The organism is Defluviimonas salinarum, from assembly GCF_026013545.1.
Classification (GTDB): domain Bacteria; phylum Pseudomonadota; class Alphaproteobacteria; order Rhodobacterales; family Rhodobacteraceae; genus Albidovulum; species Albidovulum salinarum.
Genome location: NZ_JAPDOG010000019.1, coordinates 1 through 26091, shown reverse-complemented (window position 1 = coordinate 26091; position 26091 = coordinate 1). Strand labels below are relative to the sequence as shown.

Genomic DNA, 26091 nt, shown 5'->3' with positions numbered 1-26091 from the left:
TTCATTTGTTTCGGCGACGCGAAGTTCCTGCAGCGCGGGCGAAACGCCCGCGGGAGGCAGCCAGCAGGCGTCCGCGTGAGGTGGCTGGTCCGAGCTCAGGCGGCCATGCCATGGGTCGAGGCCTCGGCTTCGTCCACGCCGTCATCGAATGGAAAGTCGCTCTTTTCGTTCCACCAGGCGATGAAGGCTCGGACCGCCTCCTTGCTGTCCATGTGGTCGAAGCCGTTCTCGTGGCCTCTCATCTGGCGCGTCTCACGCATGGTTCCTGTTCTCCGATTAGGGGAGCGGATCAGAGAGGCCAGCACCCCAGGTGCTGGCCAACCCGTCTTCAGTTCGCGATGGCGGCAACGGTGACCGGCACGCCGTTCGTCAGCACGTCGAAGACGGCCGAACGGGCGACCGACTGATGCACGATCTGCTCAAGCACCTCGTCGGACGCGTCCCCCTTGATCTTGAAAGTGGCACGGACCCCCGAGAAGCCGTTCCGCACGGTCTTGTCGAGGCCGAGGATGCCGTTGAGGTTGATGTCGCCCTCGATTGAGGTCTCGACCGAGTGAAGCTTCACCTGCCGGATCGAGGCTATATTGCCGATGCCTGCGGTGATGCAGGCAGACAGGCCCGCGAGCAGCATCTCGACCGGCGTCGCGCCATTGTCGCCGCCGCAGAGCACCTGCGGATGATCGCCGTCGATGCTGTACGTGTCCTTGTGCTCCATTTCGGACATCGCGCCGAAGAAGCCCGAGAAGCTGGTGCGAGAATGAGTCCCCGAGAGCCATTCGCCATTCGCGCGGAAGGTGAACTTCGCGATGTCGGGCGATTGGCCGACGACTCCGAGCGTGGCGACGAAGGTGGGTACGTCGACGCCGTTGATCGCGACCTTGGCGGGCTTGTTGACTGTTGCAGTTGTCATGGTCTGGTCTCCTGTCATGCATACTGGCTGCGCGGACGAACCCTTCGCCCGATGGACAAAAGACCTAAGATCGCCATGTTTCAGGCGAATTGCGTGGCGTGTTTCAATGGTTTCGGGTGTGGACGATTGCGCCGAAGCTACCTAGGTCACACGGGTGCAGGCCCGCGTCGCCGCGGGCCAGCGCGTTGCTACTTTCCCGCTGCGTCGGCGCTCTGCCGCGCGAAGAAGTCGAGATAGTGTTTCCCCAGCCGGTCGATGACGGGCGAGCGCTTCGCATAGGACCGCTCTAGCCGGATGTTCAGATGTTTCATCACCGGAAAACCGTCCTCCTCCAGATAGGCGCGCTCGCCCTCAACCATGCTGCCCTCGACCAGGACGGCGACGCAGAGATTGGCGGTGACGGCCTGGTGCTGGGCGTGGACGCTGCGGCACATGCAGACTGGTCGATAGTGCCGGCCCATGGCTTCAAGCGCCGCGACGAGCGGCAGTTCGTCCTGGTTGCGCTCATCCCAGACAGCGACCGGCAGCGGATCGACCTTGCTCAAATTGATCGCGGAAGGCCCGACCACCACAAGCCGGTCTGTGAAGGCCACGGGTCCGCGCGTCGGGCAGTTGCCCTCGGTCACGAAGGCCAGATCCACCGACCCGTTGGCGATCCGCCGGGAAAGATCGAGCGAACCGTCGATCACGATGCTTATCGTGCCCTGCGGCAGGAGGCTCCTGAACTCCGTCAGAACATCTTTGAGAATCCGGTTCACATAGGCATCCGCCACCCCAACGACGACGACCCCCTCGAAGGTCGTGCGCCGGAACATGGCCATTGCCTCGTCGTGCATATCCACGATCTCTCGCGCCGGACGCAGCAGCGACTTTCCATATTCCGTGAGGCTGACCGGCGTTGCCGTCCGGTCGACAAGTGGCTGTCCGAATGCGTCCTCGAGCCGCTTGACCTGCTGGCTTACCGCCGATTGGGTTCGACCGACAATCTCGGCTGCAGAGGTGAAGCCGCCGGAATCGGCGATGGCGAGGAACGTGCGGTAGAGCTCCAGGTCCATAAGCGTTCCTTATCGAATGCATACGAACAATTCGTTTGAAATTGACGCGCCGATCAACAAAAAATTGCCCACGTTCCGATCAGAAGCCAGTCACAGTGTAACAAGTCGAGCTCCCGAAATTACGGTCGGAGCGAAGCGACAGAACCAACAGAGGACGATCTGACCGAATACATAACACGAAAGAGCTTTTCAGCTCTAAGTAATTTCTTTGCTTATAACGTCATGAGTATGAATGATTTTCGGTGCCTATAGTTCCGGTGGCCCGCGAGATTTGAACTCCTGCCGATCCTAGTCGGCCGCGCCCCCGACCAATCCTGGATGCGGACCCGATCTGACCGTGGACGGCTCCGCTCTCACCCGGCGGTCACGCTCGATGCGTGACCTGAAAAGAGGAAATGTCATGCTTAACGCAAATGCGACCACCGCATTTTCGCGGCGCGATACCGTGTACCTAGATTCTGGCCTGCCCCGGCCTTCGGTGGAGCGCGCGAACCGGTCTATCCTGCCGACGGGCGCGGCATCGGTCAGGCCTGTGGACGGAACAGCCGGCGTCCTCGCCGCCGCCTCCGCGACGGAGGATCTTCCCTCCACACGACAGAGCCGCATCGGATTCGCCGCCACGTGCGTCGACGCGATACAAGCCGCCGTCACGAGGTTCCTGGCCGCGAGGAAGGCTCGCGCCGGAACCCGGACCCGGCGGATCGCCGCCACCGAGATGACCCATCTGAGCAACCATATCCTCAGGGATATCGGGCTCGCCCAAGGTCGGACTGACATCGCTCCGTTCGACACCACCCTGCGCGGACCGCGCGTCTGATCACCGGAAACGCGGGAAGCGCCGCGATAACCCCGCTTCCGAACGATTGAGAGGAAAACAACATGGCTGCCGCTTCCGTGGCATGTGAACAGCCCAACGCCGGCCAGGCGCTGTCCGTTCAGATCGACGTCGAATCCTTCATCGCGCTCATTAGCCTGGTTGCCAAGCACGCCGAGCTGGCGCCGCTGCATGAACAGACCTCGAAGGCCCGAGCCTCGGCCAACGAACACCTGACGGCGTTGACGGGCGAAGCCGCCAGTGACCGGTCGCCTTTCCGCCCGGCGACGGCCTCGCAAGGAGGTGTCCGGCATGTACCCGAAGTGTCGCTGGTCAACATGCTGATCGACGCGCTCGCCCCGACAACCGGCAGCGGGGGTGCCGACATCGTTCCACTCAGATCACCCACGAATACGCGGATCTACCCCTTCGGCAAAACCTGGCTGAATGTCGAGGCCGCGAAGCTGGTCGATTCCGAGGGCAACGAAGTGCCGCTGACGGCGATGGAGTATCGGCTGCTCAAGCTCTTCGCCGAGAATCGCGGCCGGGTCCTGAACCGCGATCAGATCCTCGAAGGCGCGCACGACAGATCGTGGGATCCGTTCGACAGGTCGATCGACATCCGTATCTCGCGCATCCGCAAGAAGATCGAGCGCAACCCGCAGAGACCCGAGGCCATCCGCACGGTGCGCGGCATCGGGTACGTCTACGATCCCGCGTGATCCACTCATCTCAAGAAGCGATGCACCGAAGCGCATGGCGTTTACATGGTTTGGGTTAGATGGGGTATTCGGCTTGAGCCCCACCTCTAGCCTCGGTCTCCTGTAGGTGCTGCGTCTCGAACTGATGGTAATGCGCGGTCTGTGCGAGCCAGCCACAAACATCAGGGAAGGAGGTGTCAGGCCAAATCGAACGCGTCTCGCCAAGGGCAGGATGACTGCCCTTTATCCCGCGCATAGGCCTTGGTGCAAAAACCGGCTGAGAGATTCACTGCATGAATCCAGTAGAATAGCTGGATGGTATAAGAAGTTGGGCCCCTACGAAGTACAAGACCACGAACTGGTCGTCTTACAGTGAACGGTTCACGCCACCGGTTCGAGTGAACCCGCGAACGCGTTGAAACGGCGCGGATCGCTTTCGATCTGGTTTGATCCAGAGATGACATGGCGACCACCACCGACCGGCAAGCGTGGCCGACAACCGAACTTGATAATCCCGTCGCAAAGCTGGTCGGCGTAGCGGCGGAATGGTCCCCGCCGGTAGGGAGTGTCACGCGCCTTGGCGCATGTGCTCTCCACAAAGCTGACGCTCGGTAAGGCGCACTGGCCAGAGGCCAGTCCGGGCAGCATCGATCGTTGTGAGATCAGGCCTTACCGTCGTTTCGACACGTCGGCCGTCGGGAGGGAAAGCGGAGCGATGCGCTCGTACCATTGCGATTCCAGGGACAATCGGGGGCGAGAGACACCTGCCGGCATTCGCAGGTTACGGCCAATGACAAATTCATTGCCCGTTGTCGACGCACCTTAGAACCGAGCGGAATAGGCTACAGACCGCCGGGTCCTCGAAGTAATCCATCTCATGATCTATGATTTCATCGATGCTCTCTTCGGGCCAATGCGATCTGAGCTTTGCCAGCGAGCCCTTGGCAAGCGCAGTCTCGCCCAGCTCGGCATAGCAGACAGTGAGATAGGCGAGCGACCACGGCGTTACGTTGTCCAATTTCTCGTAGCAGGCAACCGCCTCGCGATACCTCCCTGCCGTCGTCAAGGCGATCCCGCGGAAATCCCCGTACCATTCCACGGCGAACGGATCGCGACGTTGGGCATCGTCTAGTCTTTCAAGCGCCATTTCCGCCTTGGAGGTGAAATGTAGGAGAACGGCGTGGACGGTAAGGATGAAGGGGTCGTTTGGGTTCAATGACACGGCGCGGTCCAGACTGGCTTCGGCCTGCCTGAAGCGATGAAGGTACACGAGAGCAAAGCCCGCGGCGAGGTGACCGTAGGCCTCGTCCGGGTCGAGTTGCAGGGCGGTTCGTGCGATCGTCAATCCTGACTGCAGGTCGTCCTGCTTCGTATTCCAGAAGAACTTGAGCGTTTCGACAAAGCCGAGCATGGCGTAGGCTGCGGCGAACTTCGGATCGAGTTCGATTGCCTGGCGCAGAACGGGTTCGGCCTTGCAGACCGAGTCATAGTCATAGTTGGCCGACAGTTGCAGCGCCCGCAGGTAACATTCGTAGGCAGACATATTGTCGGTCGGGCGAGCCCTGGCGCGCGACGCAATCGCGGTTCGGGCCTGCCGGGCTAGGCGAGTCGCGATCATCTGGGTGATTTCGTCCTGGATGGCGAAGATGTCGGTCAGGTCGCGGTCGTAGTGCTCGCCCCAGACATGGATCGACCGCGCCGCATCAATCAGCTGTACTGACACCCGCACCCGGTTGCCGGTCTTTCGCACGCTGCCCTCAACGACATATTGAACGCCAAGCGTTTTCGCCACGTCGGTCACGTCGCGCACCGCCCCACGGAACTGGAAGGAGGAGTTCCGCGCGATGACGAGGAATTCCTTGAACCTGCCAAGCTCCGCGATGATGTCTTCGGTGATCCCGTCGCTGAAATAGGATTGCTCCGGATCGCCGCTCATGTTGTCGAAGGGCAGGACCGCGATTGAGGGCTTGGGCTGCGACGCCGCCCCGCCTTCAGCCGAACCGTTCGGAAACTGGTCGTCGGTGGCTTCAACCGCCACGGGTCTTGGCCCCGAGTATTTGTAACCCCTTCCGTGCACGGTCGCGATCATGCCGTCGTCGAGTGCCTTTCGGAGTGCCGACATATGAACCTGAAGCGTGTTTTCCTCGACCATCAGGCCCGGCCAGACGGCATCAAGAAGGGTGGACTTGCCAACGACCTCGTCGGGCGTGTCGAGCAGCAGGGCGAGGATGTCGAACGCGCGCGCCGAAAGCACGACCGGTCCTTCCGGCCCGACGAGTTGCCGTGCCGCAAGCTTCAATCGGTACGGCCCGAATTGCCGGTCCATCGCGCGCGTCCCCTCCCGACCGAACGATAGCTGAAACGCGTTCGAAAGCGAACATCGGGAACGTCTGGCGCAAACGGAAACTTTGACGGGCACGCCCTTGGCCGCGAGCCGACGCAAAGCCTCATCGAAAGCGCATGTCAATAAAACGTGGCACCTAGGGAACAGGCAAACCAAACGCAGCCCATGCCTCGACAACATCCGGCGAGTCTTGACATCGCACCCGCTTGCTGCCGACCTGCAGGTCGAGCCAGGGCATCTGGCTTTCGATCCCAAGTTGCCAGAGCGGGACGATTGAAAACGGATTGTCGAGAGATCCGGTATCAATCAGGATCCATCCATCCCACTCCGGAGTGACCGGCGGAAACGAGGGCCTGAAGGCCAAGCTTGAGCCGCAGGTGGCGCAGAAACCGCGTTCAGCGAACGGGGAGGATTTGAAATACTTGGGCTGCCCCTTGGTGAATGTGACGGACGCGGATGGGTATACGGACCCTATCGAGAACGCCGAACCGCTGAACCTCTGACACATGCGGCAATGGCAGATTACGGTATCGAGCGCGGGCGCCGTTATCCGGCAGCGGATTTCTCCACAAAAACAGCCGCCGGTGACCGGAGGCTTCGTCCTCCCGGCAAAATTGAACATCGGGTGCGGCTTTTCGTGGTCGGCCGGTTCTAAGGCGTCCTGTTCCGGGGGGATTGCGACCGGCCTTGGACCGGTGAACTTGTAGCCATGCCCATGCACAGTCATGATCATTCCAGCTCCAAGCGCCTTTCGCAGCGCCGACATGTGCACCTGGAGCGTGTTGTCCTCGACCACAATGCCCGGCCAGACCGCTTCGAGAATCTCGGCCTTGCGGATCACATCATCCGGTCTGCGAAGCAGCAGGGCGAGGATGTCGAAACCTCGCGCCGAAAGCTCAACGGGTCCTTCCGGACCAGTGAGCTGCCGTTCCGCGAGCTTCAGTCGGTATTGCCCGAAATGCAGGTCCATCGCGCGTACCCTCCACGGATCGGAAGATAGCCGAATCTCTGGCGAATGCGAACTTCAGGAACGATCAGGTTTCTTCAGCCCGCCGCCAAGGACCTGTGCACCGCGCCCTGTCATTCTAATCTCATAGGAGGACGCCATGACCGACATCATCACCACCGCCCCGATCACCACCCGCCGCATCAGCATCCCGCACCTGCGGATCCCGCATCTCGGCTTCGCCGCGGCCCTGGAAACCCTCTTCGCAGGCCTGAGCGACGCTTACAGCTCGGTCTATGCGGCGCCGTTCAGCGGTCACCGGCTCCGGCCGCCGGTCGTCAGCGACGAGGATCTCGAAGGCCGCGACCCGTCCTGGTGACAGGACCTTCCGGCAGGCTTGCCACGCGCCGTGCCGCCGCTCGACGCCATGTCAACATGCACCGGAGGACGCCATGAACCATCTGTCTAAATCCCCTGCCGTGCATCGAGACCAGGCGCTCCGGATTCGCGCCGTTCCGAGTGCGGAGCGGGCCCGGTTCGAAGCGGCGATGGCAATGGCCTTCAGCGCCGATCCCGCGGCGCGCTGGGCCTGGCCCGACCCGCTTTAGTTCCTGACGGTATTCCTGCCGCTGGTCACGCTGTTCGGCGGCAAGTCCTTTGACCATGGCTCCGCCTTCGTCATCGGGGACTACCTCGGCGTTGCACAATGGTTGCCGCCCGGGGTTCTTCCCGACGACGGGTCGATCGGCGCACTCTTCGAGCAGCACATGTCCGGGCCGAAGCTCGGCGAGTTGCTGTTTCTTTTCGAACAGATGGCCGGATTTTATCCGCGGGAGCCGCACTGGTACATCCCGCTGATCGGGGTCGACCCGGCGTTGCAAGGGCGAGGGTACGGATCTAGATTGACGCGGCACGGGCTCGCGGCCTGCGATCGCGATCGGCAGCTGGTCTATCTGGAGGCAACCAGCCTCAACAACCGGCAGTTCTATGAGCGTCATGGCTTCCGGGTGCTGGGCGAGATCCGATCGGGCGATTCACCGCCGATGTTCCCGATGCAGCGCGAGCCCCGGTTACGCGCCCCCCGCGCAAGTCTCTGGTCTTTTTGATGATTTCGAAGGGAGGAGCACGATATGAGCAAAGACAATGAACGCGCCGTTCTCGCGGGGGGCTGCTCCTGGATCATGCAGCAGTTGCTTCGCCACCGTGACGGGGTCATCTCCACGCGCGTGGGCTGGATGGGCGGAGAAGGCGACAACCCCACCGAGATGACCAACGGCGGTCACGCGGAGGTGGTCGAGGTCATCTACGATCCGGATCGCCTGTCCTACCGGGAGTTGCTCGAATATTTCTTCATCGTCCACCGGCCCGACCTCGGCTCAGACGTCGTAGAGACCATCTACCGTTCGGAGATCTTCCATACGAGCGAGGCGCAGCGGGTGATCGCCGAGGAAACCATCTGCGACGTCGACGCATCCGGCCACTGGCCCGGCAAGGTGGTGACCCGCGTGACCCAAGCCGGCCGTTTCCTAGTGAACCCACCCAAGGACCAGGACTACCTCCAGCGCTTTCCGGTCGGTTGTCCGGCGCCCTTCCCACGGCAGAGTGAAGCGGGTGGGGTCTCCCAGGTGTTTGATCCCACGGTTTGATGGTGCGATCCATTCGCTGGAATGGAAGGAAGCACTATGGGACAAGATCGTCACGGCTGCGCCACGACCACACACGCTATCCGAGCAGCAATACAGCGATCGCAAGCTCCGACCGCGGCGTTGAGCAGAGAACTCGGGATCAATCCGAAGATCGTCGCGAAATGGCGCAAGCGCGAGACCGTCGAGGATCGTAAGACCGGACCAAAGGAACCGCGCTCCAGCGTTCTCAGCGAGGAGGAGGAAGCGATGCCCTTGTTGCGGGCCACCGCGCAGCCATAGCGGGTCTTGCCGACGAGGGTGTAACTGGGCTGTGTTGCATAAATCCCGAGAGGGATTCATCTCGTGAATCCAGCGTGGTAGATGGGTGGCATGAGCAGACCGACACCCGCGATCTACAAGACTTCGAACTGGCCAGCCTATAACGAAGCGCTCAAGCGCCGTGGGTCGCTGACGATCTGGTTCGACCCCGCGATGAACTGGGATGCCGTGCCGAACGGCAAGCGCTGCCGACAGCAGACCTGCAGCGACGCCGCCATCCAAACCTGCCTGACGATGAAGGTGCTGTTCGGCATGGCGCTCAGACCGACGACCGGCTTCGTCGAGAGCCTGCTGCGCCTGGTCGGCCTGGACTGGGCTGTGCCAGACTTCAGCACGCTATCCCGGCGTCAGAAAACCTTGCCGGTGAACATCCCCTACCGCGGCTCCAAGGGCCCGCTCCATCTGCTGATCGACATCGAGCCGGTGAGCGCCACCGGTTCGAGCGAACCGGCGTCGTCGATCCGGTCTCGGTCAATCTCCATGCCGCGAGCCTATCACAGATCATCGCGGCCACTGCGGCCCAGTCCGGCCGGTTACGATGGAGCGGCAATCCTCGCCGGAGCCGCGTCGAAACGAAGATGCACTGTCTGAAGCTTCTGGGCCAACGGCTCATGGCGCGGGATTTCGACCGCCAGGTCGCTGGGCTACAGGTCCGCATCGCCGTCCTGAATGACTACACCGCTCTCGGCATACCCGTCACAAAGGTCGCAGGATAAGTCCGTTCAGGGATAGGGGAAGCTCGGCCATCCGTTGATTTGCGCAACACAGCCATGCCGATCATCCCAAGATGGGGGTCAATGTTGCATGCCGATCCACACATCAGCGCATTTTCGCTCCGGCGACCGAAGTCGCCGAAACGTTCCGACGATGTTTGAGCCTTTCCCAAGAAGCAGGCGCTACTCCATATCGTACTTGTAGATGATGCCATCCTTCATGATCATGCCGAAGTTCGCCTTCGCATCGCTGATCAGGTCGAGGTTTTCCAGCGGGTTGCCGTTCACGAGGATCATGTCTGCATAGGCACCTTCCTCGATGACACCCAGCGGGCCGAGCGGATACGGCGTTAGCAGTCCCGACATCTTCAGCAATTCGGCGTTGTCGCAGGTGGCCATCTTCAGCGTTTCGTAGGGAGTGAACCAGCGCTGCATCTTGGCAAGCACGGCGCCCTGCCGTTTTGCGAGGTCCGCACTGAACAGCGTATCGGTGCCGAAGGCGATCTTGAGGCCCAGTTCCTTGGCAGTGCGATAGACAAAATCGGTTCCGTCGGTGACGAATTTGTATTTCGACTTCTGGAACTCGTTGAGGGCCGGTGCGTCTTCGTCATCAAGGAAGGGCTGCATGCTGAGCCACACGTCGTTGTCCTTGAACATCTGCAATGTTTCGCGCGTGGCCATATGCGCGTGCTCGACGCTTTTTGCCCCGTTTTCAATGGAGTGGACAACGGCTTCATCGTTGATCGCGTGGGTAGTCACATAGGTGCCCCAGGCTTCCGTCGCCTCGACAGCGGCCTTGAACTCCTCGTCGGTGAACTGGATGGTGTGGATCGGATCATAAGCCGAGGTGACACCGCCGCCGGCCATCAGCTTGATCTGCGTGGCCCCCTGCATGAGGTTTTCGCGCGTGCGTTTGAGCACATCCGCCACACCGTCGGTAATGTAGAACATGTTGCCGCGCTCGAAGGAGTGCAACTCGCCGGCGCCCTGCGGCACTTCCCGCGTCAGGCGGAAATCCTGATGACCTGCGGTGATCGACAGCGCCGGACCCGAGGGAAACACTCGCGGCCCGTCAATCAGACCCTGATCAGTCGCCTTGGCAATGTCGAACATCGGCCCGGCGGTATCGCGCACGGTGGTGAAGCCGCGTGACAGCGCGTTGTTCTGGGCCTTGGCGGCCAGCAGGTTCCAGTAGCCCTCGCCGGTCAGGGCCAGTTGCGCGATCGTCGCTTCGGCGAAGATGCCGTGCCAATGCGCGTCGATTAGACCGGGGATCAGCGTATAACCTTCTGCGTTTATCTCGAAGGCTCCCTCGGGCGCCTCGACATTGGCGTCGATGGTCGAAATCAACTGTCCGCTGACCAGAACATCGACATCCGCAAGCCCTTCATCGCAGCCGTTGAAGACCTGCGCGCCGCGGATAACCACGTTGTCGAACTTCATTTTGACATTGGTCGTCTCGATCTCTCCGACGACGCCCGCAGGAACGACGGCATGGTTCGAGTCGTGGGCGATTGCGCCAACCGGCGAAGCAGCGATCGTGGTGCAGAGAAGGAATGTTAGGGGACGGTTCTTCATGTTCAATTTCCTGTAAAGGTAGGAGTTGTGATGTCGACAGTATGCCTGTCGGGCTTATGTTGGGGCCGTATCAATGGGCGATGGCAGCGTCAAAAGTTGAGCACCTTGAAGCCGACCTGAATAGACCAGTCAGCTGGAGCGTCGCCGCCGAAAAGCACACCGGGCTTGATGAAGATCTGGCTGTCGCCGCCAAAGAGCGGCCCCGTCAGCATGCCTGCGGTCACCTGAAGACTACCGAAGGTGTCATCGGTCTCCCAATCGTGGATCACGGCGGGGTCGAAGGTAAGGTAGTATTTCGGGTTCGCCAGCTTCGGAACGTAGTAGAAATCGACCGTCGTGACGTTGAGGTTCTCGCCGTTGGCGTTTCCACCTTCCAGGCCGAAGGTCTGGACCCATGCGGGGGCGAAGATCGATCCGTTGTCGAGAAACCAGGCGTAAAAGACGGACGTTTCCAGGGCGAACTGGCCGTAGCCGGCGAAATCGGTTTCGGCCGTATCGAGGAAGAATTCGAGTGTGTACGCCGCTCCGTTGCTCTTGGTGAGGTGGAAGACGTCTATGTAGGTCAGGCTGATGTCGCCTAGTGCGAATTCGGACCCGATGTCGGGGTTCTGGGCATACGCCAGGGCCGCATCGCCAAGCCTAGGATGTGAATTGAACTCACTGTCGGAGAAGGGAATTGTGAGTCTGAATGCCTTGCTTCCATCGCCGAATGGCTGCAAGTAGAAGAGTTCGAGCAACCCGGTGTCCAGATCCGGGTTGATCTGGTTGAACTGGTACTGGATGCCGGCCTGCGTCGTCAGCAGCGTGGGATTGGTGCCGTTGTTGATCTCTTCGAGATCTCGCTGCAACTCAGGGAGGTTCGACCCATCCTGCGCGAGTGACGGCGGAGCAACGCAGACAACAGCCAGAAAAAGCGCGACGACAAAGCGAGAGCGGCCCTGCTCTTGCGACCGCGCCGCCGGCGGTTCGGCCATCTTGATGCTCCTGTGAAACATTCCCATTTTATCTGCCTTCGCTTTCTGTGCTGGTGTTATCGCTGGTGTCGTCGACGTCGTCACTCGACGCGCACCCTGTTCGAGTTGAGAGCTTTGACCAGAACTCTTTCTTCAATCCGTCCAGTATTTCTTCATATTCAACGGCGCGACAAGGTAGATCCTGCCAACGCGCGAGTGCTTCCTCGGCCAAGCCGATATCTTCGCAGATCGACATGAAGTCCGGGTCTTCCCGCGCGAGGCTGGCGATCTCCGAGCCCTGTTCGGGATGCTGTTCAACCAGCTTGCATAGAAAATCGTTCTTCGGCATCCGCTTCATGGCGTTAGTCCAACACCGAAAAGCCAACGTTTCAAACGTTGCTACATGTAACTTACGTTATGCATCTGTGCCGCACAGGTTGGGTGGCACAGCCTCTCTCGTGTGCTATGTCACCGATTGAAAGCCTTGCACAGGATCGGAGACGCTTGCCGTGCCGCGCCGCCAAACATCGAAGGTTCCGGAACTGACGGAAGAGAGCATCAGGCGTCAACTCGATCGGATACTTAGTTACAAAGAGCTTCAGGCGAGCGTCCGCCGCCGCGAGATGCTGACGTATGTTGTCGAAGAGTCTTTGGCCGGCCGCGACGATGAGATCAAGGCGACGACCATCGCGATGGCGGTCTTCGGGCGTGGGTCCGATTTCGACCAGCAGGCGGACCCGGTCGTACGTCTGGAAGCGCGCAAGCTCCGCCGAGATCTCGACAACTACTATGCGGAAAGCGGCAGGGACGATCCGATCCGCATCAGCATCCCAAAGGGGCGCTACATTCCGAGATTTACCGCGCAAGGTGTCATACAGCCCGATGAAAGCCCTCCGGCGTCGGAACCGGCAGACGCCGGCTATCGGACGTCGAGGTCGCAAACGTGGTTCAACGCGCGCAATGGCCTGATTGCGGTCGCTTGCACGGCGATCGTTGCCGCAGTTCTTGCATGGAACGCGCGACCGGACCGCAACTCGCCGTTACCCGCCGCAAGGGACGCAGAAACTGTCGCCATACTCATTGAAGATTTCGACGCCCGCACGGATGAGGAGGTTGTATCACTCGTCGCGGCAGGGCTGACCCATGAGATCGCCTCGGCCCTGATCAGGTTTCCGGATCTTGCCGTGCATATGGCACCCGACCAGTTCATAAGTGTCTCCGAGACCTCAACACCCCCAAGCAAATCTCCGACGACGGATTTTATGGTGACCGGCGACGTCTGGCGGGAGGACAGCGATCTTTTCGTTCGCGCCGAACTCATCAGGAGCAAAGATCTGGAGATCTTATGGAGCGAACGCTACGCTGGGGGTGCAGAGGGCCAGGGCATCACCGACATCCTGGACTCGATTTCATCGGAGATCGCCTCGGCAATCGGCCAGCAATACGGATATGCGATGCGCGATGTCCGCGCCCAAAGACTGCCCCGTAGCAACGATCCGAGCCTGCGGGGCTTTGCCTGCGTTGCGAGCGCGCAGATTTACCGCCGGACGTATCACCGCGATGAGTATCAGGCGGTACGGGAGTGTCTTGAAGCCACCGTTGTCGAGACCCCCGATTATGTGCGGGCGTGGGCGATGCTTGCCTACCTGCGCAACGATGCGGCACGTTTCGGCCACGAGAACGTCCTCTCGAGGGAAGATGCATTCGAACTTGCGCGGCAAGCCGCTACCCGTGCGATCGACCTTGACCCTCTGGATACTGATGCGTTGCAAGCAATGTCGCATGTCGAGCAGTACGCGGGAGATATTGAGCGATCTATTGAATTTGCGCGCCGGGCAGTGGAAGTTAACCCCAACGATCCGGCCGCCCTTGCCAATCTTGCGATCCGTTATGGTATTGCTGGACGTTTTTCCGAGGGCGTACCGATAATGCATCGCGCGATAGACCGATCGATCGCGCCGCCGCCATTCTACTTTCATCTGCTGGCCGCAGATCACCTTATGAAGAAAGAGTGGCCGGCGATGCTCTCGGCCGCGGAACGAGCGTCCAGAGACGGTTGGTCGTTCGGCCAGGCGATGCTTGCAATTGCTTACACTAAACTGTCGAACGGACAAGCCGCTCTTGAGGCATTTGAACGAATGGCAGAACTCGATCCGCCGCTCGCTGAAGATCCGAGGGCGTGGCTTGAGGGGCACAATATGCCTCAAGTCCTCGTCGAAGCCGTCCTCGCGGGCCTTTCCGATGCGCGAGCCGCATTTCCAGAGTAGCAGATGTAACCCCAACGCCCCAAATTCGCCCTTTTGGCGAAGCAATACGGTAATCCTCCCCATGGTTAATGGGATGCGAACTTAGAATTCTCTCGGCAGGATGAACGAGGAGATGCCGATGAAGAAGAGCCGTTTCACCGAAGCCCAGATCATGGGCGTGCTGCATCAGGCCGAATGAGCAGCCTTACCTGACTGGTCCAGTTTGATTGTTAGTGCATGAGCGGCCTCTGCGCCACTGGGATGATGGTCTCGGGTGCTGGTGCTCTATAGCCGAGGGCGCTGTGTGTCCGCTTGAGCTCCCTCAGTTGGGCGGTTCCCATCCCGCCATACTGCATGCGCCAGCGATAGTAGGTCTGCTCGGTAATGCGCACCTCGCGGATCGCATCGACCCGTGCAATGCCTTGCCCGACAAGCACCTCAACCTGCCGCAACTTCATGACAATCTCTTCAGGTTTGTGCCGCTTCGTAGCCATGTCGATCCTCCGTTCTCCTAAACATAACGGCGGACCACTTCACTGGGGGAGGATCATGAAGTTCGCCGTTGATCCTCACGAACACCTCATCCAGATACCAGCGCCAGCGGCTCGAGCGCATGCCCTCGACGCGCCGCTTGCGGATCTCTGCCGCGAACATCGGGCCGAACCGATGCCACCAGAACCGCACCATTTCGTGGCTAATGTCGATCCCCCGGTCGTGGAGCAGATCTTCCACGTTTCGCAGCGAGCGTAAAAACGGATGTGCATCATCACCACAAGGCGGATGATCTCCGGCGACGTCTTGAAGTGGCGGAAAGGGGATCGCTGTGCCATGGTCGGAGGCTAGCCGCCCGCCTGCCCCGCCTCAACCCAAGTTCTTCTGACAACGCCCACCGCCGGGCTATCAAATGGATTCTCCATCACCGACGGTGTGGGCAGAAGGAGCTGTTGACCAGCACAGCCTGATTGTCCGCTCAGTCCCGCATTCCAATCATTCAGAGTGGTCGCCACGCCTTGAGCGACAGCGGCCCACCACAAGTAGTGTCGCTCACCGTTTGATCTTCACGAACATCTCGTCGAGGTGCCATTGCCACTGCGGCCCGGAACGCAGCCGCTCAGCCCGTTTCTTGCGTATCTCGGCGGCGAACTTCGGATCGAAGCGTTGCCACCAGAACCGCACCGACTCGTGGCTGATCTCGATCCCGCGCTCGTGAAGCAGGTCCTCGACGTTCCGAAGCGACAGCGGGAACCGGACATAGAGCATCACTGCAAGGAGGATGATCTCCGGACTGCTGTGGAAATACTTGAACGGGTCGCGTTTCGTCATGGCCGGAGGCTACGAGGCCGTCCTGCCCGTCTCAACCAGATTCCTTCTGACAGCGCCCGCACAAGTAGTCGCCGGCAGGGCGTCAACCTAACGAGCGGCCGCCTCCCTCCAGAAACCAGTCGTCGGAGTAAGGATACCACCAGTCCTGGAGTGCCGGCTTGTGGTCGATGATGACCATCTTCGTACGCCGAAATGCGTCAATCCCCTGCCTCCCGAGTTCGCGCCCGAGTCCCGAAGCCTTCCAGCCGCCGAAGGGCAGTGCGTCGTTGTCGATGAGTGGATTGTTGACCCAGACCATACCGGCCTCCAGCCGTTCGGTTGCTTCCATCGCCTCTTCAAGGCTGGTGGTAAAGACTGATGCGCCAAGCCCGAAGGGGGAGGCGTTCGCGCGCGAGACGGCCTCGTCAAAGTCACGCACGCGGACGACGGCGGCAACCGGACCAAAGCATTCCGACTGCAGAAGTGCCATGCCCTCGTTGCAGCCCGTCAGGATCGTCGGCTCGTAGAACCAGCCCCGGCTCAGTTCGGGCGGAACGCGTCCGCCGGTGACGACCTCCGCGCCCTTCGCGACCGCATCCGCAACCAACCCCGCGACCCGGTCGCGCGCGGCCTCGGAGACAAGCGGGCCGATTTCGGACTTCGAGAGGCCATTGCCAATCCTTAGCGCGCGCGTCTTTTCCGCGAAAGCTTCGACGAAGGCGTCATGTACGGCATCGACCACATAGAACCGCTCCGCCGAGGTGCAGACCTGCCCCGAGAGGTGGAACGCCGCCGTGACCGCGCCGGCGGTGGCGACGTCGATCGGCGCGCTTTCGCAGATGATCATCGGATCGCTACCGCCCGCCTCGATCACCGCGGGCTTCATCGCGGCGGCGGCGGCCATGCCAACCGCTTTGCCCGCCGCGACGGAGCCGGTGAAGGCGACCGCATGGGTACGGGGCGAGGCGATGAGCTTTTCGGCCAGCGCCGCGCCGCCCGGCAGGCAGGCGACAAGGCCCTCCGGCAATCCCCGGAAGCATTTCATGAATTCGAGGGTCGAGAGCGTGGTGGCGGGGGCCGGCTTGACGATGCAGCCGTTCCCGGCGGCGAGGGAGGCGGCGACGGTCCAGCACATGAGAAGGACCGGGAAGTTGAAGGGCATGATATGGACCGACACGCCGAGCGGTTCATATCGCGCATACTGGAACGATCCCGCCTGAGTGGTGCCCGCGACTTTGCCAGCCTCGTCCCGCGCCATCTCGGCATAATAGCGGAAGATCGGCGCGCAGTTCGCGATCTCGCCGATCGCTTCAGGAAAGGGCTTGCCCATCTCGCGGCTCATCAGGATCGCGGCGCGCTTGTGGTCTGTTGTTTCGATCACATTGGCCAGATCGTGCAGGACCTTTGCGCGCGACTTTGCATCCATCCGCTTCCACTTGGACTGTGCCACGGAAACCGCGTCGAGCGCCGCCGCTGTCTCGCTCTCGTCGGCCTCGGTTATCTGGCCCACGACGTCCAGCGTTGCGGGGTCGATGACATCGCGTGGTGCGCCTGCCATCGGCCGAAAACCGGGGGTGACGAAGCAGGCGGGGTGGGCGGGATCGAAGTCCATTCTGGCCTCAGCGGATCATGTAGACCTTCTTGATGGTCTCGTGGACGGTGCATGTGCCCTTCCAGTCCTGCGGGAAGAAGGCGGCGGTATCGGGCGTGATCTCGATCACTTCCCCGCTTTCGTGGACATAGGTGCTGCGGCCTTCGAGGAAGTGGCAGAACTCGTCGCGGGTGACATGGCAGAACCACGTGCCGGGCGTGCAGATCCAGAGGCCGCATTCGCTCGATCCGTCGGGGTTGCGCGAGATGAGCCGACCCGAGACCCGCGATTCTCCCTCGATCATCGTCGGGACGACGCCCCAGTCGACGAGGTCTGTCTGGCCCAGCGGTTTGCGCATCAAAGGTGTGGTGGTCATGGGACTCCTAGCGGCTCATGAAAGCCTTGGTGGCGGTTTCGGTGACGATGCAGAGGCCGGTCCAGCCGGCGGGGAAGAAGACCATCGCGCCGGGGGCGATGGGGATCTCCTGCCCGTCATCGGCGACATAACGGCCCTTGCCCGCGACGAAGTAGCAGAACTCGTCCGAGGGGATGGTGACGCGCCGCTTGCCGGGCGTGCAGGACCAGAGGCCGCATTCGCTCGACCCGTCAGGGTTGGCATGCATCACCTTGCCCGAGAGATGCGGCGCGCCTTCGATCACGTTATTGCTCGGGCCCCAGTCGTCGAGCGTGACTTCGGTAGCGTCGGGCCAGTTGGGGGTTGTCATTTGTCGGCCTCGCGATCGGAAAGGTAGTAGGTGTTGCGCATGGTCGCGTGCACCTCGCATTCCCCCGTCCAGCCCGCGGGAAACATCACGGCGGTGCCCGGCGTGACCTCGATCACCTCGCCCGTATCGGAGCGATAGGTGGCCCGGCCGGCGACGAAATGGCAGAACTCGTCGCGCGGGATGGAGAGCCGCCAGCGCCCCGGCGTGCAGACCCAGATGCCGATTTCGGGCCGGTTCCCCGGCCCCTTGTGGACGAGTTTGCCCGAGGATCGCGAGGCGCCCGAAATCGCGTCGGGCTGGGCGCCCCAGTCGACGAGGTCTGCCCGGGTAGAGGCGTCATGAAAATGCGGTGCCGAGCTCACTTCGCGAGCCCTTCTAGAAGCTTCGCGGCCTTGGCCGGACCGCTCTGGGATTGCATATGCTTTGATGTCGCGGCGAGCTTCGCCGCCATCGCCTTGTCGGTCAGGCAGGTCTCGATCTTCGCCAGTAGCTCGGCATCGGTCCAGTCGTAGCGCGGCATCTTGAAGCCGTGGCCGGTTTCCTGGACCCGCGTGGCGTTGTCATGGCCGTCCCAGACATAGGGCATGATGATCGCGGGCTTGCCGAAGTAGAGGCATTCGGTGAAAGAATTGTTGCCCCCGTGATGGATCACCGCGTCGACTTGCGGAATGACCGAGGGCTGCGGGAACCAGCCTGCCACCTGCACGTTGCCCGGCAGGTCGGAATATTCGGCCGCATAGTCGCCGATATTCACGAGCGCACGGTAGGGCGAATTCGCCAGGGCCGCGATGATCCGCTTCAGAAGGTCGGTGTCACCCGCGCCGAGCGAGCCGAACGAGACGTAGAGCAGCGGGCCATCATTGTTCTTTGCAAAGGTCGGCACCTCATAGGGTTCCTCCTTCCGCACACAGCCTTCGAGATACTGGAACTGCCCGGGGTCCAGCGGCACGTCGCGTTGGAACTTCACCGGCTCGGGGTAGAGGAGGAGGTTCATGTAGGGCGAGGCTTCGAAGAACTGGCCGATCGGATAGGCATCCTCGCCGCATTCGGCGAGGAACGCGTTGAAGTCGTCATGGATAGGCTTGATCACGGTGTTGAACCGGTCGCGGAACGCCTTGTGGCAGGCCGCGTCGTTCTCGCCGCAACCCGAGAGGTGCGGCGGGATCCCTTCGTCCTCGATCTCGTTTTCCGAGCAGGAGATGACACGGACCCAAGGCACGCCGTATTGCTTGATCGCGGGGAAGAGGATGACATTGTCGACGGCGATCACGTCGGGCTTCACCTTGTCCAGCACGCCCGGCAGGTCCTTCTGCGCCCATTTCGCGCTGTCGACGATGGCCTCCCAGCAATCCTTCACATAGTTGTCGATCTGGTCGATCGGTGCCTTGCGGAAATTCGGGATGTGGCCGTTGATGAAGTCCTCCCAGAACTTCGCCATCTGCTCGGGCGGCATCGGTTCCGACAAGGCGACGGGATGCGCCTCGAACCCGTAGCCCTGATAGACCTCGACGAAACCGGGGTCGGACAGGAACACCGCCTTGTGGCCAAGCGCCTCGACCGCTTGCGCGATGCCGACGGAGTTCAGTGCCGGGCCAAAGGCGGCTTCGGGGAAGAAGGCGAAGATTTTCTGGGCCATGAGTGTCTCCCTGTTCTAATCGTTGAATTGGCGTGTATCGGCGTCGTTCCAGCCGAGCGTGACGGTATCGCCCTCGGACACCGGACGCCTGTCAGCAGCGTTGGCGGTCAGGCGGACGAGAAGCGGCTTTGGCGACAACGGGGTTGCGACGTGAAGCTGCAAGTCGAGCCCGTGATAAGCGCGCGCCGTTACCCGGCCCTCGACCGTGCGATCAGCCCGGTCGGGGAAGAGATGTAAGCGCTCAGGCCGGACGGCGAGCGTTCGGCCACCTTCCTCTATGAAGTTCATCACGCCGATGAAATCGGCGGCGAAGCGGTTCGCTGGGTGCTCGTAGACCTCGTGCGGTGTGCCGCATTGCAGAAGCCGCCCGTCCTTCAGGATCGCCACGCGGTCCGCCATGACCAACGCCTCCTCCTGGTCGTGGGTCACGACGATGAAGGTGATGCCGACGTCGTGCTGGAGCCGCTTGAGTTCGAGTTGCATCGCCGCGCGGAGCTTCTTGTCGAGCGCGCCCAGGGGCTCGTCGAGGAGCAGCAAACGCGGCCGTTTGACCAGTGCCCGCGCGAGCGCCACGCGTTGCCTTTGGCCGCCCGACAGCTGGTCGGGTTTTCGCTTTGCCATCGGCGCAAGCTCGGTGGTCTCCATGATCTCAGCCACGCGCGAAGCGATTTCCGACCGGGGCAGGCGCTCCATCTCCAGCCCGTAGGCGATGTTCCCCTCGACAGTCATATGCGGGAAGAGCGCATAGCTCTGGAACATCAGGTTCACCGGCCGCCGGTTCGGCGGAACACGCGAGATATCGGCGCCGTCGAGGTGGATCGCGCCCGCATCCGGCGTCTCAAACCCCGCGAGCATCCTGAGAAGCGTGGTCTTTCCCGACCCGGACGCGCCAAGAAGCGCGAAGAACTCGTTTTCCATGATGTCGAGCGACAGCCCGTCGACCGCCGTCACGGCTCCGAAGCGTTTGCTCACGCCGTCGATGGACAGAAGTGCTGTCACGGCGCGATTACCCCCTTGTTGAGCCGTTGCGACAGGGTCAGCGCCGTGACCGAGACGATCATCACCAATGTCGCCAGCGCATTGATCTCGGGCGTCACGCCGAAGCGGATCATCGCGAAGATCTGCATCGGAAGCGTCGTGGAGGCACGACCGGCCCCGGCGGTGAAGAAGGCGATGATGAACTCATCGACCGACAGGGTGAAGGCGAGAAGCGCGCCCGCGATGACGGCGGGCAGGATCAGGGGCAGCGTCACCCGGCGGAAGGTGGTGAGGGCGGAAGCGCCAAGATCGGCCGAAGCCTCGGTCACCGACCAGTCGAAACTTTTCAGCCGGGCCCGGACGACGGCGGAGACGAAGGCAAGGTTGAAGACGACATGAGAGAGGATGATCGTGTGCAGCCCCATCGGCACCTTCAGGAGCGAGAAGAAGCTCAGGAGTGCAATGGCCAGTACGATGTCGGGAATGATCATCGGGGCAAACACCAGGGCCTCCAGCGCCCGCCCTTTCCGTCTGCGCGTTTCGATCCCGAGCGCGAGGAGGGTTCCCAGAACCGCGGCGATGGCGGTCGAGATCACAGCGACGATCAGCGTGTTGAGAGCGGCCGAAAGGATGTCGCGGTTCGCCATCAGCGCGCCGTACCATTTGACCGAAAAGCCGGTCCAGGCGGTGGGCAGGCCACCCTCGTTGAAACTGAGCGCGACAAGTGTCGCGATGGGGATGTAGAGGAAAGCGAAGACCGCAACGAGAACGGCGGCAAGGCTGCGGCGGGTGGCGGGCGAACGGTCAGCCATCGGCGCCCTCCCGCTTCTCGCCCGCGCCCTTCTCGGCGGCAATGGCCTGAAGCGTCAGAAGCCCCATCATGATCGCGATCAGCACCATGGAGATCGCCGCGCCGAAGGGCCAGTCGTTCGCAGTCAGGAACTGCGCGTAGATCAGGTTGCCCATCATCTGGAAGCGGCCGCCGCCGAGCAGGGCGGGGGTGATGAAATTGCCGATGGAGAGGACGAAGACGAAGACCGCGCCGGCGGCGATCCCCGGCACCGTCATCGGCAGGATCACCCGGCGGAACGTGGTGAAGGCCGAGGCGCCGAGGTCGCGCGACGCCTCGGCAAGCTCCGGGTTCAGCCGGGCAAGCGGCGCGTAGCAGGCGAGGATCACGAAGGGCAGGTAGTTGTAGACGAGCCCGGTAATCACCGCGCCTTCGGTATAGAGCATCGACGGCGGCTCGCCCTCGTATCCCAGCATGCGCAGGCCTTGCGTGATCAGCCCCTCGCGGTTCAGCAGAACGATCCAGGCATAGGTGCGGATCAGGTAGTTCGACCAGAAGGGCAGGACGGCGAGGAAGAGAAGAAGCGGCTGGCGGTGGCGCGGCGCGGCGGCGATGGCATAGGCGGCGGCATAGCCGATGATGACGGCGATCAGGGTCGCAAGGCCCGCGATCCGCGCCGAGGTCAGGAAGATCCCGGCATAGAGCGGATCGACGATCAGCGCGAAGTTTTCCAGCGTGAAGGTATACTCGATCCCGCCGTAAAGTCCGCGCCGGAAGAAGCCGAGCGCGAAGATCAGCCCGCAGGGAACGACCATCAATGCCGTCAGCCACAGAAGGGCCGGCGCCATCAGGAGGGTCGAGCGGGTATTCGGGCTCTGCACGCGAGGGGTCTTTTCCGGGAAACGGTGCGGGGCTAAATGGCCCCGCATCTCAGGTCACTGCGCGGCCTTGATCGCGCTGACGGCCTTGGCATAGGCGCGGCTGGCATCGCCCACGTCGCGGAGCTGCTCGAGTGCGACGAGGTCAGCGGGTGCCATGCCCATATTGGGATAGGTCGCGGCCATGTCCGCTGAAAGGCTCTCCATCGCCGGCTTGTTCGGCACCTTGTAAAGGATGTTCTCGGCCGCCCAGGCATGGTTCTTGGCGTCGAGGATGTAGTTGATGAACTTGAACGCGCCGTCCTTGTTCTCGGAAGCCTTCATCACCACCATCGTGTCGACCCAGAGGTCCGATCCTTCTGACGGGATCATGAACTTGATGTCCGGGTTCTCGGCGATGCCGTAGTTGCACCAGCCGTCCCACGCGTGGACCAGCGTCGCCTCGCCGGAAACCAGCTTCGAATAGAACGTCGTGTCGTCAAAGGCGAGCATCGTCTTCTTGGCCTCGATCAGGTCGGCCTCGACCTCGTCGAGCTTGGCCTGGTCAGTTTCATTGACGGAAAAGCCGTGTGAAAGGAACCCGGCGGCCAGAAGCCAGCGGTCTGTGCCGAGAAGCGTGACCTTGCCCACCTGAGCTTCGGCCGGATGGAGGAGGTCGTTCCACGACGTCGGCTCGGGCGATACGAGGTCGGAGCGGTAGCAAAGGCCCGTCGTGCCCCAGGCATAGGGCACCGAGAACGTGTTGCCCGGATCGTGCGGCAAGGCGGCCGCCTCGGGATAGAGATTGACGATATTCGGCACCTTGCCCGCATCGATCGGCTCCAAGAGGTCAAGGTTGTGCAGAACCTCTGCGAAGGGCGAAGAGACGAACACGACGTCGTAACCCGCGCCGCCCGACGCGATCAGCTTACCCATGATTTCCTCGTTGGTGGCATGGACGACCATCTCGGCGGCCTCACCGGTTTCACTTGTGAAGGCCGTGACCGCGTCCGGCGCCATGTAGCCGTCCCAGTTCGAGATCACCAGTTCGGCCGAAGCCGGGCCGGCGGCGGCAAGACCAGCGGCGGCCACGCCGGCCAGCAATTGCCGAAAATGAGAGTTCTGCTGTGTCATTTCAGGTCCTCTTCTGTTGGGTGCTGACCGAAGTCGACTGTATTATTTTTGCATTTAGAACCGATACTGGACGACCTTAGGCTGATCGCCTTGACCAGATAGTATTATTCAGTGAAAAAATACGTCAATATCCTAGGCGGCGGGGATACCCCCCTGCGAGATGGAAGGATGATGCAGAGAACCGGCAGCAGAACCGCTTCGTCACGACCGCGCCAGAACCATCTGGATCTCGCACGCCGTATTCTCGATGTCGCGCGTGAACGGGGGATGGGGCCCGGCGCGCACCTTCCAGAACAGTTCCTCGCCACGCAGTGCAACGTCTCGCGCACGCCCGTCCGCGCGGCGCTGAAACTCCTGACGAAACAGGGTCTTGTCGAACACGAGACAGATAAGGGCTACCGTCTGGCCAGCGGAGTGTCCCTCGCCGGCGCCTTTGCCGAGCCGCTGCCCGACCCCGAGGAGGCCGAGCTTGCAGCCCGCATCATTCGCGACCGCGCCGCCCGCCGCCTTGACGAGACCGTGACGGTGGGCGAGGTGATGCGCCGCTATGCTTCCGATCGCCGGACAGTCCTCAAGGCGCTCGGCACCCTGGCTGAGGATGGTCTCGTTTCGCGCGCGCCAGGCCAGTCCTGGGTCTTCGCCAAACTTCCCGACAGTCCTGAGTCGCAGTCCGACAGCCTCGATTTCCGGCTGATTCTCGAACCTGCTGCCTTGACAACACCGGGATTCGCGCTCGATCAGGATCGGGCCGCCGCGCTGCGCCGCGCAATGGTGACGCTTCTGGCGGAACCCGACGACCGCCTCGATGGCAACCGTTTTCGTCGGCTGGACCTCGAGTTTCACATGCTGATTGCGCGCGGAGCATCGAACCGCTACGTCAGCGGGGTGCTCGTTGCCCATCACCGCCTACGCGGCTTGCCTGGCGCAGCGGTGAGCAGCAATGTCGTGCGGCTCAGGCAGGCTATGCACGAGCATCTCCAAATCCTCGATCATCTGGAAAGCGGTCAAGTCATGGTCGCGGCCGACCTGCTGCGCGTCCACCTGCGCCTGTCGCGCAGCCAACGGCCAAGGGCCGCGAACCGCGGCGTGCCGCCGCTTGCCATCCGCACCACTTCGCACGATCGATGACGGAATGAACGTCGGCCCCACCATTGCGCTTTTCCCCGAGGCAAGCTTCGGCGCCGCTCTGAACTGCGTCGGCATCGCGCGGGCTTTGAAGGCGCGAGGCGCGAGGCCGGTCTTCATCTGCCACGCGGGGTTTTCCGGCGTCTTCGCGGAATACGGCTTTCAGGAATACCATCTGCCGCTGGCCGACGCATCTGCGCCGGAAACCTACTGGCAGGATTTCATCAGCCGCCACCAGCCTCATTTCGATCTCGACCCCGACGACCAGATCGAAACCTATGTTGCCCCCACATGGGACGCGATCGTGGAGACCGCCGAACAAGCCGAGGCACCGCTGTTCGCGCTATTGCAAAGGCTCAGACCCGATACGGTCGTTCTCGACAACGTTGTGATGTTTCCCGCGATACTTCGTGCGGGCTGTCCCTGGGTGCGGGTGATCTCCTGCGCTGAAACCGAGCTGCCGGATCCGAATGTTCCGCCATATTTGTCTGGTCTTCCGGGGGATGACCAAGCGCAATGGCGGGCCTTCGCCGAACGCTACAATGCCGCGGTCGGGCCGGTCCATGCCCGGTTCAACAGTTTCCGCACCCGTCATGGCGTACCGCCGCTCGACGAGTGCCGGTTCCTCGAGCCGTCGCCCTGGCACAATCTTCTGCTGGCCCCTTCGATCCTGCGTCATGAACGGCAGGTCCCGCTGGACACTGCGCGCTTCACTTTCCTCGAAGGATGCGTCCGGCAGGAGGCGCCTTATAATGTTCCGGAGTTCGCGGCGGGCGAGGGGCCGCTGGTCTATGTCTCTTTCGGTAGCCTCGGTGCATTGGATACCGACCTAATTAAGCGACTGATCGCCGTGTTCGCCGAGTTTCCTGCCCGTTTCCTCGTCAATGTCGGCGCATTCCGGGACGCCTATCGCGCGGTACCTGACAATATCATTCTCGATCAGTGGTTCCCGCAGCCAAGTGTCGTGGCCAAGGCGGATCTCTTCATCCACCACGGCGGCAATAACAGCTTCTGCGAAGCGCTATATTGCGGTGTGCCGTCGCTCATCATGCCCTATTGCTGGGACGGTCACGACAACGCCCGCCGTGCTGTTGAAACCGGGACAGGCAGGTGGCTCCATCGTGCGCATTGGACGACGAAGGAACTGGTAGCGGTGATGCGATCGGCACTTGAGGATACGCTGATGCGCGAGACGCTGAAGGAAAACGCCCGCCGCATGGTCCCTGAAAACGGCGTTGATCTGGCGGCCGACCAGATAATTGCGGTAGCGTTTCGGGGGAGCGAAGGCGCCGCGCCGATGATAGGATTTCCGGACGCGGTCTAGACGCACTGGCTCTGTCAGAAGAACCTGGCTTGAGGCCCGGACAGGTGGCCGATAGCGTTCGGCCATGAGCAAACGTTCCCCATTTCGTTACTTCAAGACGAGCCCCGAGATCAACCGCCTGGCGGTGATGCTATCCGCCACGTCGCGCCGGTCGTCCTCGGCCGCGATCCGCGCCGGGTGGCGGCGATCCTCGCCGACATCGCGGCGGCCCTGCGTGGTCACGGCAACGCCAAGACGGCGCTCGAGATGGCGCTCTGGGATCTCTGCGCCAAGGTGCACGGGCTGCCCCTGGTCGACCTCTGGGGCGGGCGCGTCGCCGAGAGCCTGCCGGTGCTCTCGGTCATCCGCATCGGCAGCCGGGAGGAGACGCTCGCCGCCTTCGAGACCGAACGCGCCAAGGGCTAT

At 61.9% G+C, this 26091-nt stretch carries 26 protein-coding genes and 7 pseudogenes; 13 read left to right on the top strand and 20 right to left on the bottom strand.

Annotated elements, in window-relative coordinates; all coding sequences use genetic code 11:
* Nucleotides 1-95: 95 nt before the first annotated feature.
* From OM960_RS17955 to OM960_RS17945, 3 genes are all read right to left on the bottom strand, one after another.
* Nucleotides 96-260, bottom strand: a complete 165-nt coding sequence (locus OM960_RS17955) for a hypothetical protein (protein WP_263339705.1) — start codon at nt 258-260, stop codon at nt 96-98.
* 68 nt (nt 261-328) lie between these two features.
* Complete coding sequence (locus OM960_RS17950) at nt 329-910, bottom strand: OsmC family protein (RefSeq protein ID WP_263339706.1); 582 nt, start codon at nt 908-910, stop codon at nt 329-331.
* 188 nt (nt 911-1098) lie between these two features.
* Nucleotides 1099-1965 (bottom strand): LysR family transcriptional regulator, encoded by an 867-nt coding sequence (locus OM960_RS17945; RefSeq protein ID WP_263339708.1) that lies wholly within the window; start codon nt 1963-1965, stop codon nt 1099-1101.
* Between the two features lie 400 nt (nt 1966-2365).
* Here OM960_RS17945 and OM960_RS17940 point away from each other — a divergent pair, with 400 nt between their 5' ends.
* From OM960_RS17940 to OM960_RS17930, 3 genes and pseudogenes are all read left to right on the top strand, one after another.
* Nucleotides 2366-2782, top strand: a complete 417-nt coding sequence (locus OM960_RS17940; protein WP_264772912.1) for a hypothetical protein — start codon at nt 2366-2368, stop codon at nt 2780-2782.
* A 62-nt stretch (nt 2783-2844) separates the two neighbouring features.
* A complete protein-coding gene (locus OM960_RS17935) occupies nt 2845-3501 on the top strand; it encodes a winged helix-turn-helix domain-containing protein (protein WP_263339712.1) in 657 nt (218 codons plus the stop codon).
* 299 nt (nt 3502-3800) lie between these two features.
* Nucleotides 3801-3982 (top strand): annotated as a pseudogene (locus OM960_RS17930) (hypothetical protein); the annotation flags it as partial.
* 297 nt (nt 3983-4279) lie between these two features.
* Here OM960_RS17930 and OM960_RS17925 read toward each other — a convergent pair.
* Together OM960_RS17925 and OM960_RS17920 are read right to left on the bottom strand one after the other, a co-directional pair.
* On the bottom strand, nt 4280-5806 hold the full coding sequence (locus tag OM960_RS17925; RefSeq protein WP_264772911.1) for a winged helix-turn-helix domain-containing tetratricopeptide repeat protein: 1527 nt from the start codon (nt 5804-5806) through the stop codon (nt 4280-4282).
* A 154-nt stretch (nt 5807-5960) separates the two neighbouring features.
* Nucleotides 5961-6794: a GFA family protein gene (locus tag OM960_RS17920; RefSeq protein ID WP_263339717.1), complete on the bottom strand. Its 834-nt coding sequence runs from the start codon at nt 6792-6794 to the stop codon at nt 5961-5963.
* 136 nt (nt 6795-6930) lie between these two features.
* Here OM960_RS17920 and OM960_RS17915 point away from each other — a divergent pair, with 136 nt between their 5' ends.
* From OM960_RS17915 to OM960_RS17890, 6 genes and pseudogenes are all read left to right on the top strand, one after another.
* Nucleotides 6931-7149, top strand: a complete 219-nt coding sequence (locus OM960_RS17915; protein ID WP_263339718.1) for a hypothetical protein — start codon at nt 6931-6933, stop codon at nt 7147-7149.
* A gap of 73 nt (nt 7150-7222) precedes the next feature.
* The gene (locus tag OM960_RS17910; RefSeq protein ID WP_264772910.1) at nt 7223-7378 is read left to right on the top strand and encodes a hypothetical protein; all 156 of its coding nucleotides are present in this window, start codon (nt 7223-7225) and stop codon (nt 7376-7378) included.
* A 159-nt stretch (nt 7379-7537) separates the two neighbouring features.
* Entirely contained in the window at nt 7538-7876 is a 339-nt protein-coding gene (locus tag OM960_RS17905) for a GNAT family N-acetyltransferase (RefSeq protein ID WP_264772909.1), read from the top strand.
* A 24-nt stretch (nt 7877-7900) separates the two neighbouring features.
* Nucleotides 7901-8416, top strand: coding sequence for a peptide-methionine (S)-S-oxide reductase MsrA (locus OM960_RS17900; RefSeq protein ID WP_264772908.1), 516 nt, complete (start codon nt 7901-7903; stop codon nt 8414-8416).
* A gap of 36 nt (nt 8417-8452) precedes the next feature.
* Nucleotides 8453-8662: pseudogene (locus tag OM960_RS17895) on the top strand (IS481 family transposase); the annotation flags it as partial.
* A 123-nt stretch (nt 8663-8785) separates the two neighbouring features.
* Nucleotides 8786-9450, top strand: a pseudogene (locus OM960_RS17890) (transposase).
* Between the two features lie 180 nt (nt 9451-9630).
* On the opposite strand, the gene OM960_RS17885 reads toward OM960_RS17890, so the two are convergent.
* The 3 genes from OM960_RS17885 to OM960_RS17875 form a co-directional block, all read right to left on the bottom strand.
* A complete protein-coding gene (locus OM960_RS17885; protein ID WP_263339725.1) occupies nt 9631-11025 on the bottom strand; it encodes a metal-dependent hydrolase family protein in 1395 nt (464 codons plus the stop codon).
* An 89-nt stretch (nt 11026-11114) separates the two neighbouring features.
* Complete coding sequence (locus OM960_RS17880) at nt 11115-11999, bottom strand: hypothetical protein (RefSeq protein WP_263339728.1); 885 nt, start codon at nt 11997-11999, stop codon at nt 11115-11117.
* 28 nt (nt 12000-12027) lie between these two features.
* Nucleotides 12028-12336 carry a hypothetical protein gene (locus OM960_RS17875; protein ID WP_264772907.1) on the bottom strand — a complete coding sequence of 103 codons (309 nt, stop codon included), beginning with the start codon at nt 12334-12336 and terminating at the stop codon, nt 12028-12030.
* A 151-nt stretch (nt 12337-12487) separates the two neighbouring features.
* On the opposite strand from OM960_RS17875, the gene OM960_RS17870 reads away from it, so the two are divergent.
* Complete coding sequence (locus OM960_RS17870) at nt 12488-14245, top strand: tetratricopeptide repeat protein (RefSeq protein ID WP_264772906.1); 1758 nt, start codon at nt 12488-12490, stop codon at nt 14243-14245.
* A gap of 287 nt (nt 14246-14532) precedes the next feature.
* Here OM960_RS17870 and OM960_RS17865 read toward each other — a convergent pair.
* The 12 genes and pseudogenes from OM960_RS17865 to OM960_RS17810 form a co-directional block, all read right to left on the bottom strand.
* A pseudogene (locus OM960_RS17865) lies at nt 14533-14718 on the bottom strand (transposase); the annotation flags it as partial.
* Between the two features lie 55 nt (nt 14719-14773).
* Nucleotides 14774-15054, bottom strand: a pseudogene (locus tag OM960_RS25655) (IS6 family transposase); the annotation flags it as partial.
* A gap of 177 nt (nt 15055-15231) precedes the next feature.
* Nucleotides 15232-15547 (bottom strand): annotated as a pseudogene (locus OM960_RS17855) (IS6 family transposase); the annotation flags it as partial.
* 82 nt (nt 15548-15629) lie between these two features.
* Complete coding sequence (locus OM960_RS17850) at nt 15630-17138, bottom strand: aldehyde dehydrogenase family protein (RefSeq protein WP_264772905.1); 1509 nt, start codon at nt 17136-17138, stop codon at nt 15630-15632.
* A gap of 7 nt (nt 17139-17145) precedes the next feature.
* Complete coding sequence (locus OM960_RS17845; protein WP_264772904.1) at nt 17146-17475, bottom strand: cupin domain-containing protein; 330 nt, start codon at nt 17473-17475, stop codon at nt 17146-17148.
* A gap of 25 nt (nt 17476-17500) precedes the next feature.
* Entirely contained in the window at nt 17501-17842 is a 342-nt protein-coding gene (locus OM960_RS17840; protein WP_264772903.1) for a cupin domain-containing protein, read from the bottom strand.
* A complete protein-coding gene (locus tag OM960_RS17835; RefSeq protein ID WP_264772902.1) occupies nt 17839-18204 on the bottom strand; it encodes a cupin domain-containing protein in 366 nt (121 codons plus the stop codon). Before OM960_RS17835 ends, OM960_RS17840 begins: the two co-directional genes overlap by 4 nt.
* Nucleotides 18201-19478, bottom strand: a complete 1278-nt coding sequence (locus OM960_RS17830; RefSeq protein WP_264772901.1) for a glycosyltransferase — start codon at nt 19476-19478, stop codon at nt 18201-18203. Before OM960_RS17830 ends, OM960_RS17835 begins: the two co-directional genes overlap by 4 nt.
* A gap of 15 nt (nt 19479-19493) precedes the next feature.
* Entirely contained in the window at nt 19494-20477 is a 984-nt protein-coding gene (locus tag OM960_RS17825) for an ABC transporter ATP-binding protein (RefSeq protein WP_264772900.1), read from the bottom strand.
* Nucleotides 20474-21268, bottom strand: coding sequence for an ABC transporter permease (locus tag OM960_RS17820; RefSeq protein WP_263340849.1), 795 nt, complete (start codon nt 21266-21268; stop codon nt 20474-20476). Before OM960_RS17820 ends, OM960_RS17825 begins: the two co-directional genes overlap by 4 nt.
* A complete protein-coding gene (locus OM960_RS17815; protein ID WP_264772899.1) occupies nt 21261-22127 on the bottom strand; it encodes an ABC transporter permease in 867 nt (288 codons plus the stop codon). The genes OM960_RS17820 and OM960_RS17815 overlap by 8 nt, the downstream gene beginning before the upstream one ends.
* Before the next feature lie 54 nt (nt 22128-22181).
* Nucleotides 22182-23237 carry a polyamine ABC transporter substrate-binding protein gene (locus tag OM960_RS17810; protein WP_263340854.1) on the bottom strand — a complete coding sequence of 352 codons (1056 nt, stop codon included), beginning with the start codon at nt 23235-23237 and terminating at the stop codon, nt 22182-22184.
* A 168-nt stretch (nt 23238-23405) separates the two neighbouring features.
* Here OM960_RS17810 and OM960_RS17805 point away from each other — a divergent pair, with 168 nt between their 5' ends.
* From OM960_RS17805 to OM960_RS17795, 3 genes and pseudogenes are all read left to right on the top strand, one after another.
* Nucleotides 23406-24365 (top strand): GntR family transcriptional regulator, encoded by a 960-nt coding sequence (locus OM960_RS17805; protein WP_263340857.1) that lies wholly within the window; start codon nt 23406-23408, stop codon nt 24363-24365.
* Between the two features lie 4 nt (nt 24366-24369).
* Nucleotides 24370-25686, top strand: coding sequence for a glycosyltransferase (locus OM960_RS17800; RefSeq protein WP_263340860.1), 1317 nt, complete (start codon nt 24370-24372; stop codon nt 25684-25686).
* A gap of 132 nt (nt 25687-25818) precedes the next feature.
* Nucleotides 25819-26091: pseudogene (locus OM960_RS17795) on the top strand (mandelate racemase/muconate lactonizing enzyme family protein); the annotation flags it as partial.

Excerpts from the sequence above, each read along its gene's own strand:
- OM960_RS17810 (WP_263340854.1), bottom strand. The coding sequence starts at position 23,237 with ATGACACAGCAGAACTCTCATTTTCGGCAATTGCTGGCCGGCGTGGCC.
- OM960_RS17805 (WP_263340857.1), top strand. The coding sequence starts at position 23,406 with ATGATGCAGAGAACCGGCAGCAGAACCGCTTCGTCACGACCGCGCCAG.
- OM960_RS17845 (WP_264772904.1), bottom strand. The coding sequence starts at position 17,475 with ATGCGCAAACCGCTGGGCCAGACAGACCTCGTCGACTGGGGCGTCGTC.
- OM960_RS17940 (WP_264772912.1), top strand. The coding sequence starts at position 2,366 with ATGCTTAACGCAAATGCGACCACCGCATTTTCGCGGCGCGATACCGTG.
- OM960_RS17910 (WP_264772910.1), top strand. The coding sequence starts at position 7,223 with ATGAACCATCTGTCTAAATCCCCTGCCGTGCATCGAGACCAGGCGCTC.
- OM960_RS17945 (WP_263339708.1), bottom strand. The coding sequence starts at position 1,965 with ATGGACCTGGAGCTCTACCGCACGTTCCTCGCCATCGCCGATTCCGGC.
- OM960_RS17900 (WP_264772908.1), top strand. The coding sequence starts at position 7,901 with ATGAGCAAAGACAATGAACGCGCCGTTCTCGCGGGGGGCTGCTCCTGG.
- OM960_RS17850 (WP_264772905.1), bottom strand. The coding sequence starts at position 17,138 with ATGGACTTCGATCCCGCCCACCCCGCCTGCTTCGTCACCCCCGGTTTT.
- OM960_RS17915 (WP_263339718.1), top strand. The coding sequence starts at position 6,931 with ATGACCGACATCATCACCACCGCCCCGATCACCACCCGCCGCATCAGC.
- OM960_RS17885 (WP_263339725.1), bottom strand. The coding sequence starts at position 11,025 with ATGAAGAACCGTCCCCTAACATTCCTTCTCTGCACCACGATCGCTGCT.
- OM960_RS17840 (WP_264772903.1), bottom strand. The coding sequence starts at position 17,842 with ATGACAACCCCCAACTGGCCCGACGCTACCGAAGTCACGCTCGACGAC.
- OM960_RS17935 (WP_263339712.1), top strand. The coding sequence starts at position 2,845 with ATGGCTGCCGCTTCCGTGGCATGTGAACAGCCCAACGCCGGCCAGGCG.
- OM960_RS17925 (WP_264772911.1), bottom strand. The coding sequence starts at position 5,806 with ATGGACCGGCAATTCGGGCCGTACCGATTGAAGCTTGCGGCACGGCAA.
- OM960_RS17905 (WP_264772909.1), top strand. The coding sequence starts at position 7,538 with ATGTCCGGGCCGAAGCTCGGCGAGTTGCTGTTTCTTTTCGAACAGATG.
- OM960_RS17920 (WP_263339717.1), bottom strand. The coding sequence starts at position 6,794 with ATGGACCTGCATTTCGGGCAATACCGACTGAAGCTCGCGGAACGGCAG.
- OM960_RS17955 (WP_263339705.1), bottom strand. The coding sequence starts at position 260 with ATGCGTGAGACGCGCCAGATGAGAGGCCACGAGAACGGCTTCGACCAC.
- OM960_RS17800 (WP_263340860.1), top strand. The coding sequence starts at position 24,370 with ATGAACGTCGGCCCCACCATTGCGCTTTTCCCCGAGGCAAGCTTCGGC.
- OM960_RS17880 (WP_263339728.1), bottom strand. The coding sequence starts at position 11,999 with ATGGCCGAACCGCCGGCGGCGCGGTCGCAAGAGCAGGGCCGCTCTCGC.
- OM960_RS17820 (WP_263340849.1), bottom strand. The coding sequence starts at position 21,268 with ATGGCTGACCGTTCGCCCGCCACCCGCCGCAGCCTTGCCGCCGTTCTC.
- OM960_RS17875 (WP_264772907.1), bottom strand. The coding sequence starts at position 12,336 with ATGAAGCGGATGCCGAAGAACGATTTTCTATGCAAGCTGGTTGAACAG.
- OM960_RS17950 (WP_263339706.1), bottom strand. The coding sequence starts at position 910 with ATGACAACTGCAACAGTCAACAAGCCCGCCAAGGTCGCGATCAACGGC.
- OM960_RS17830 (WP_264772901.1), bottom strand. The coding sequence starts at position 19,478 with ATGGCCCAGAAAATCTTCGCCTTCTTCCCCGAAGCCGCCTTTGGCCCG.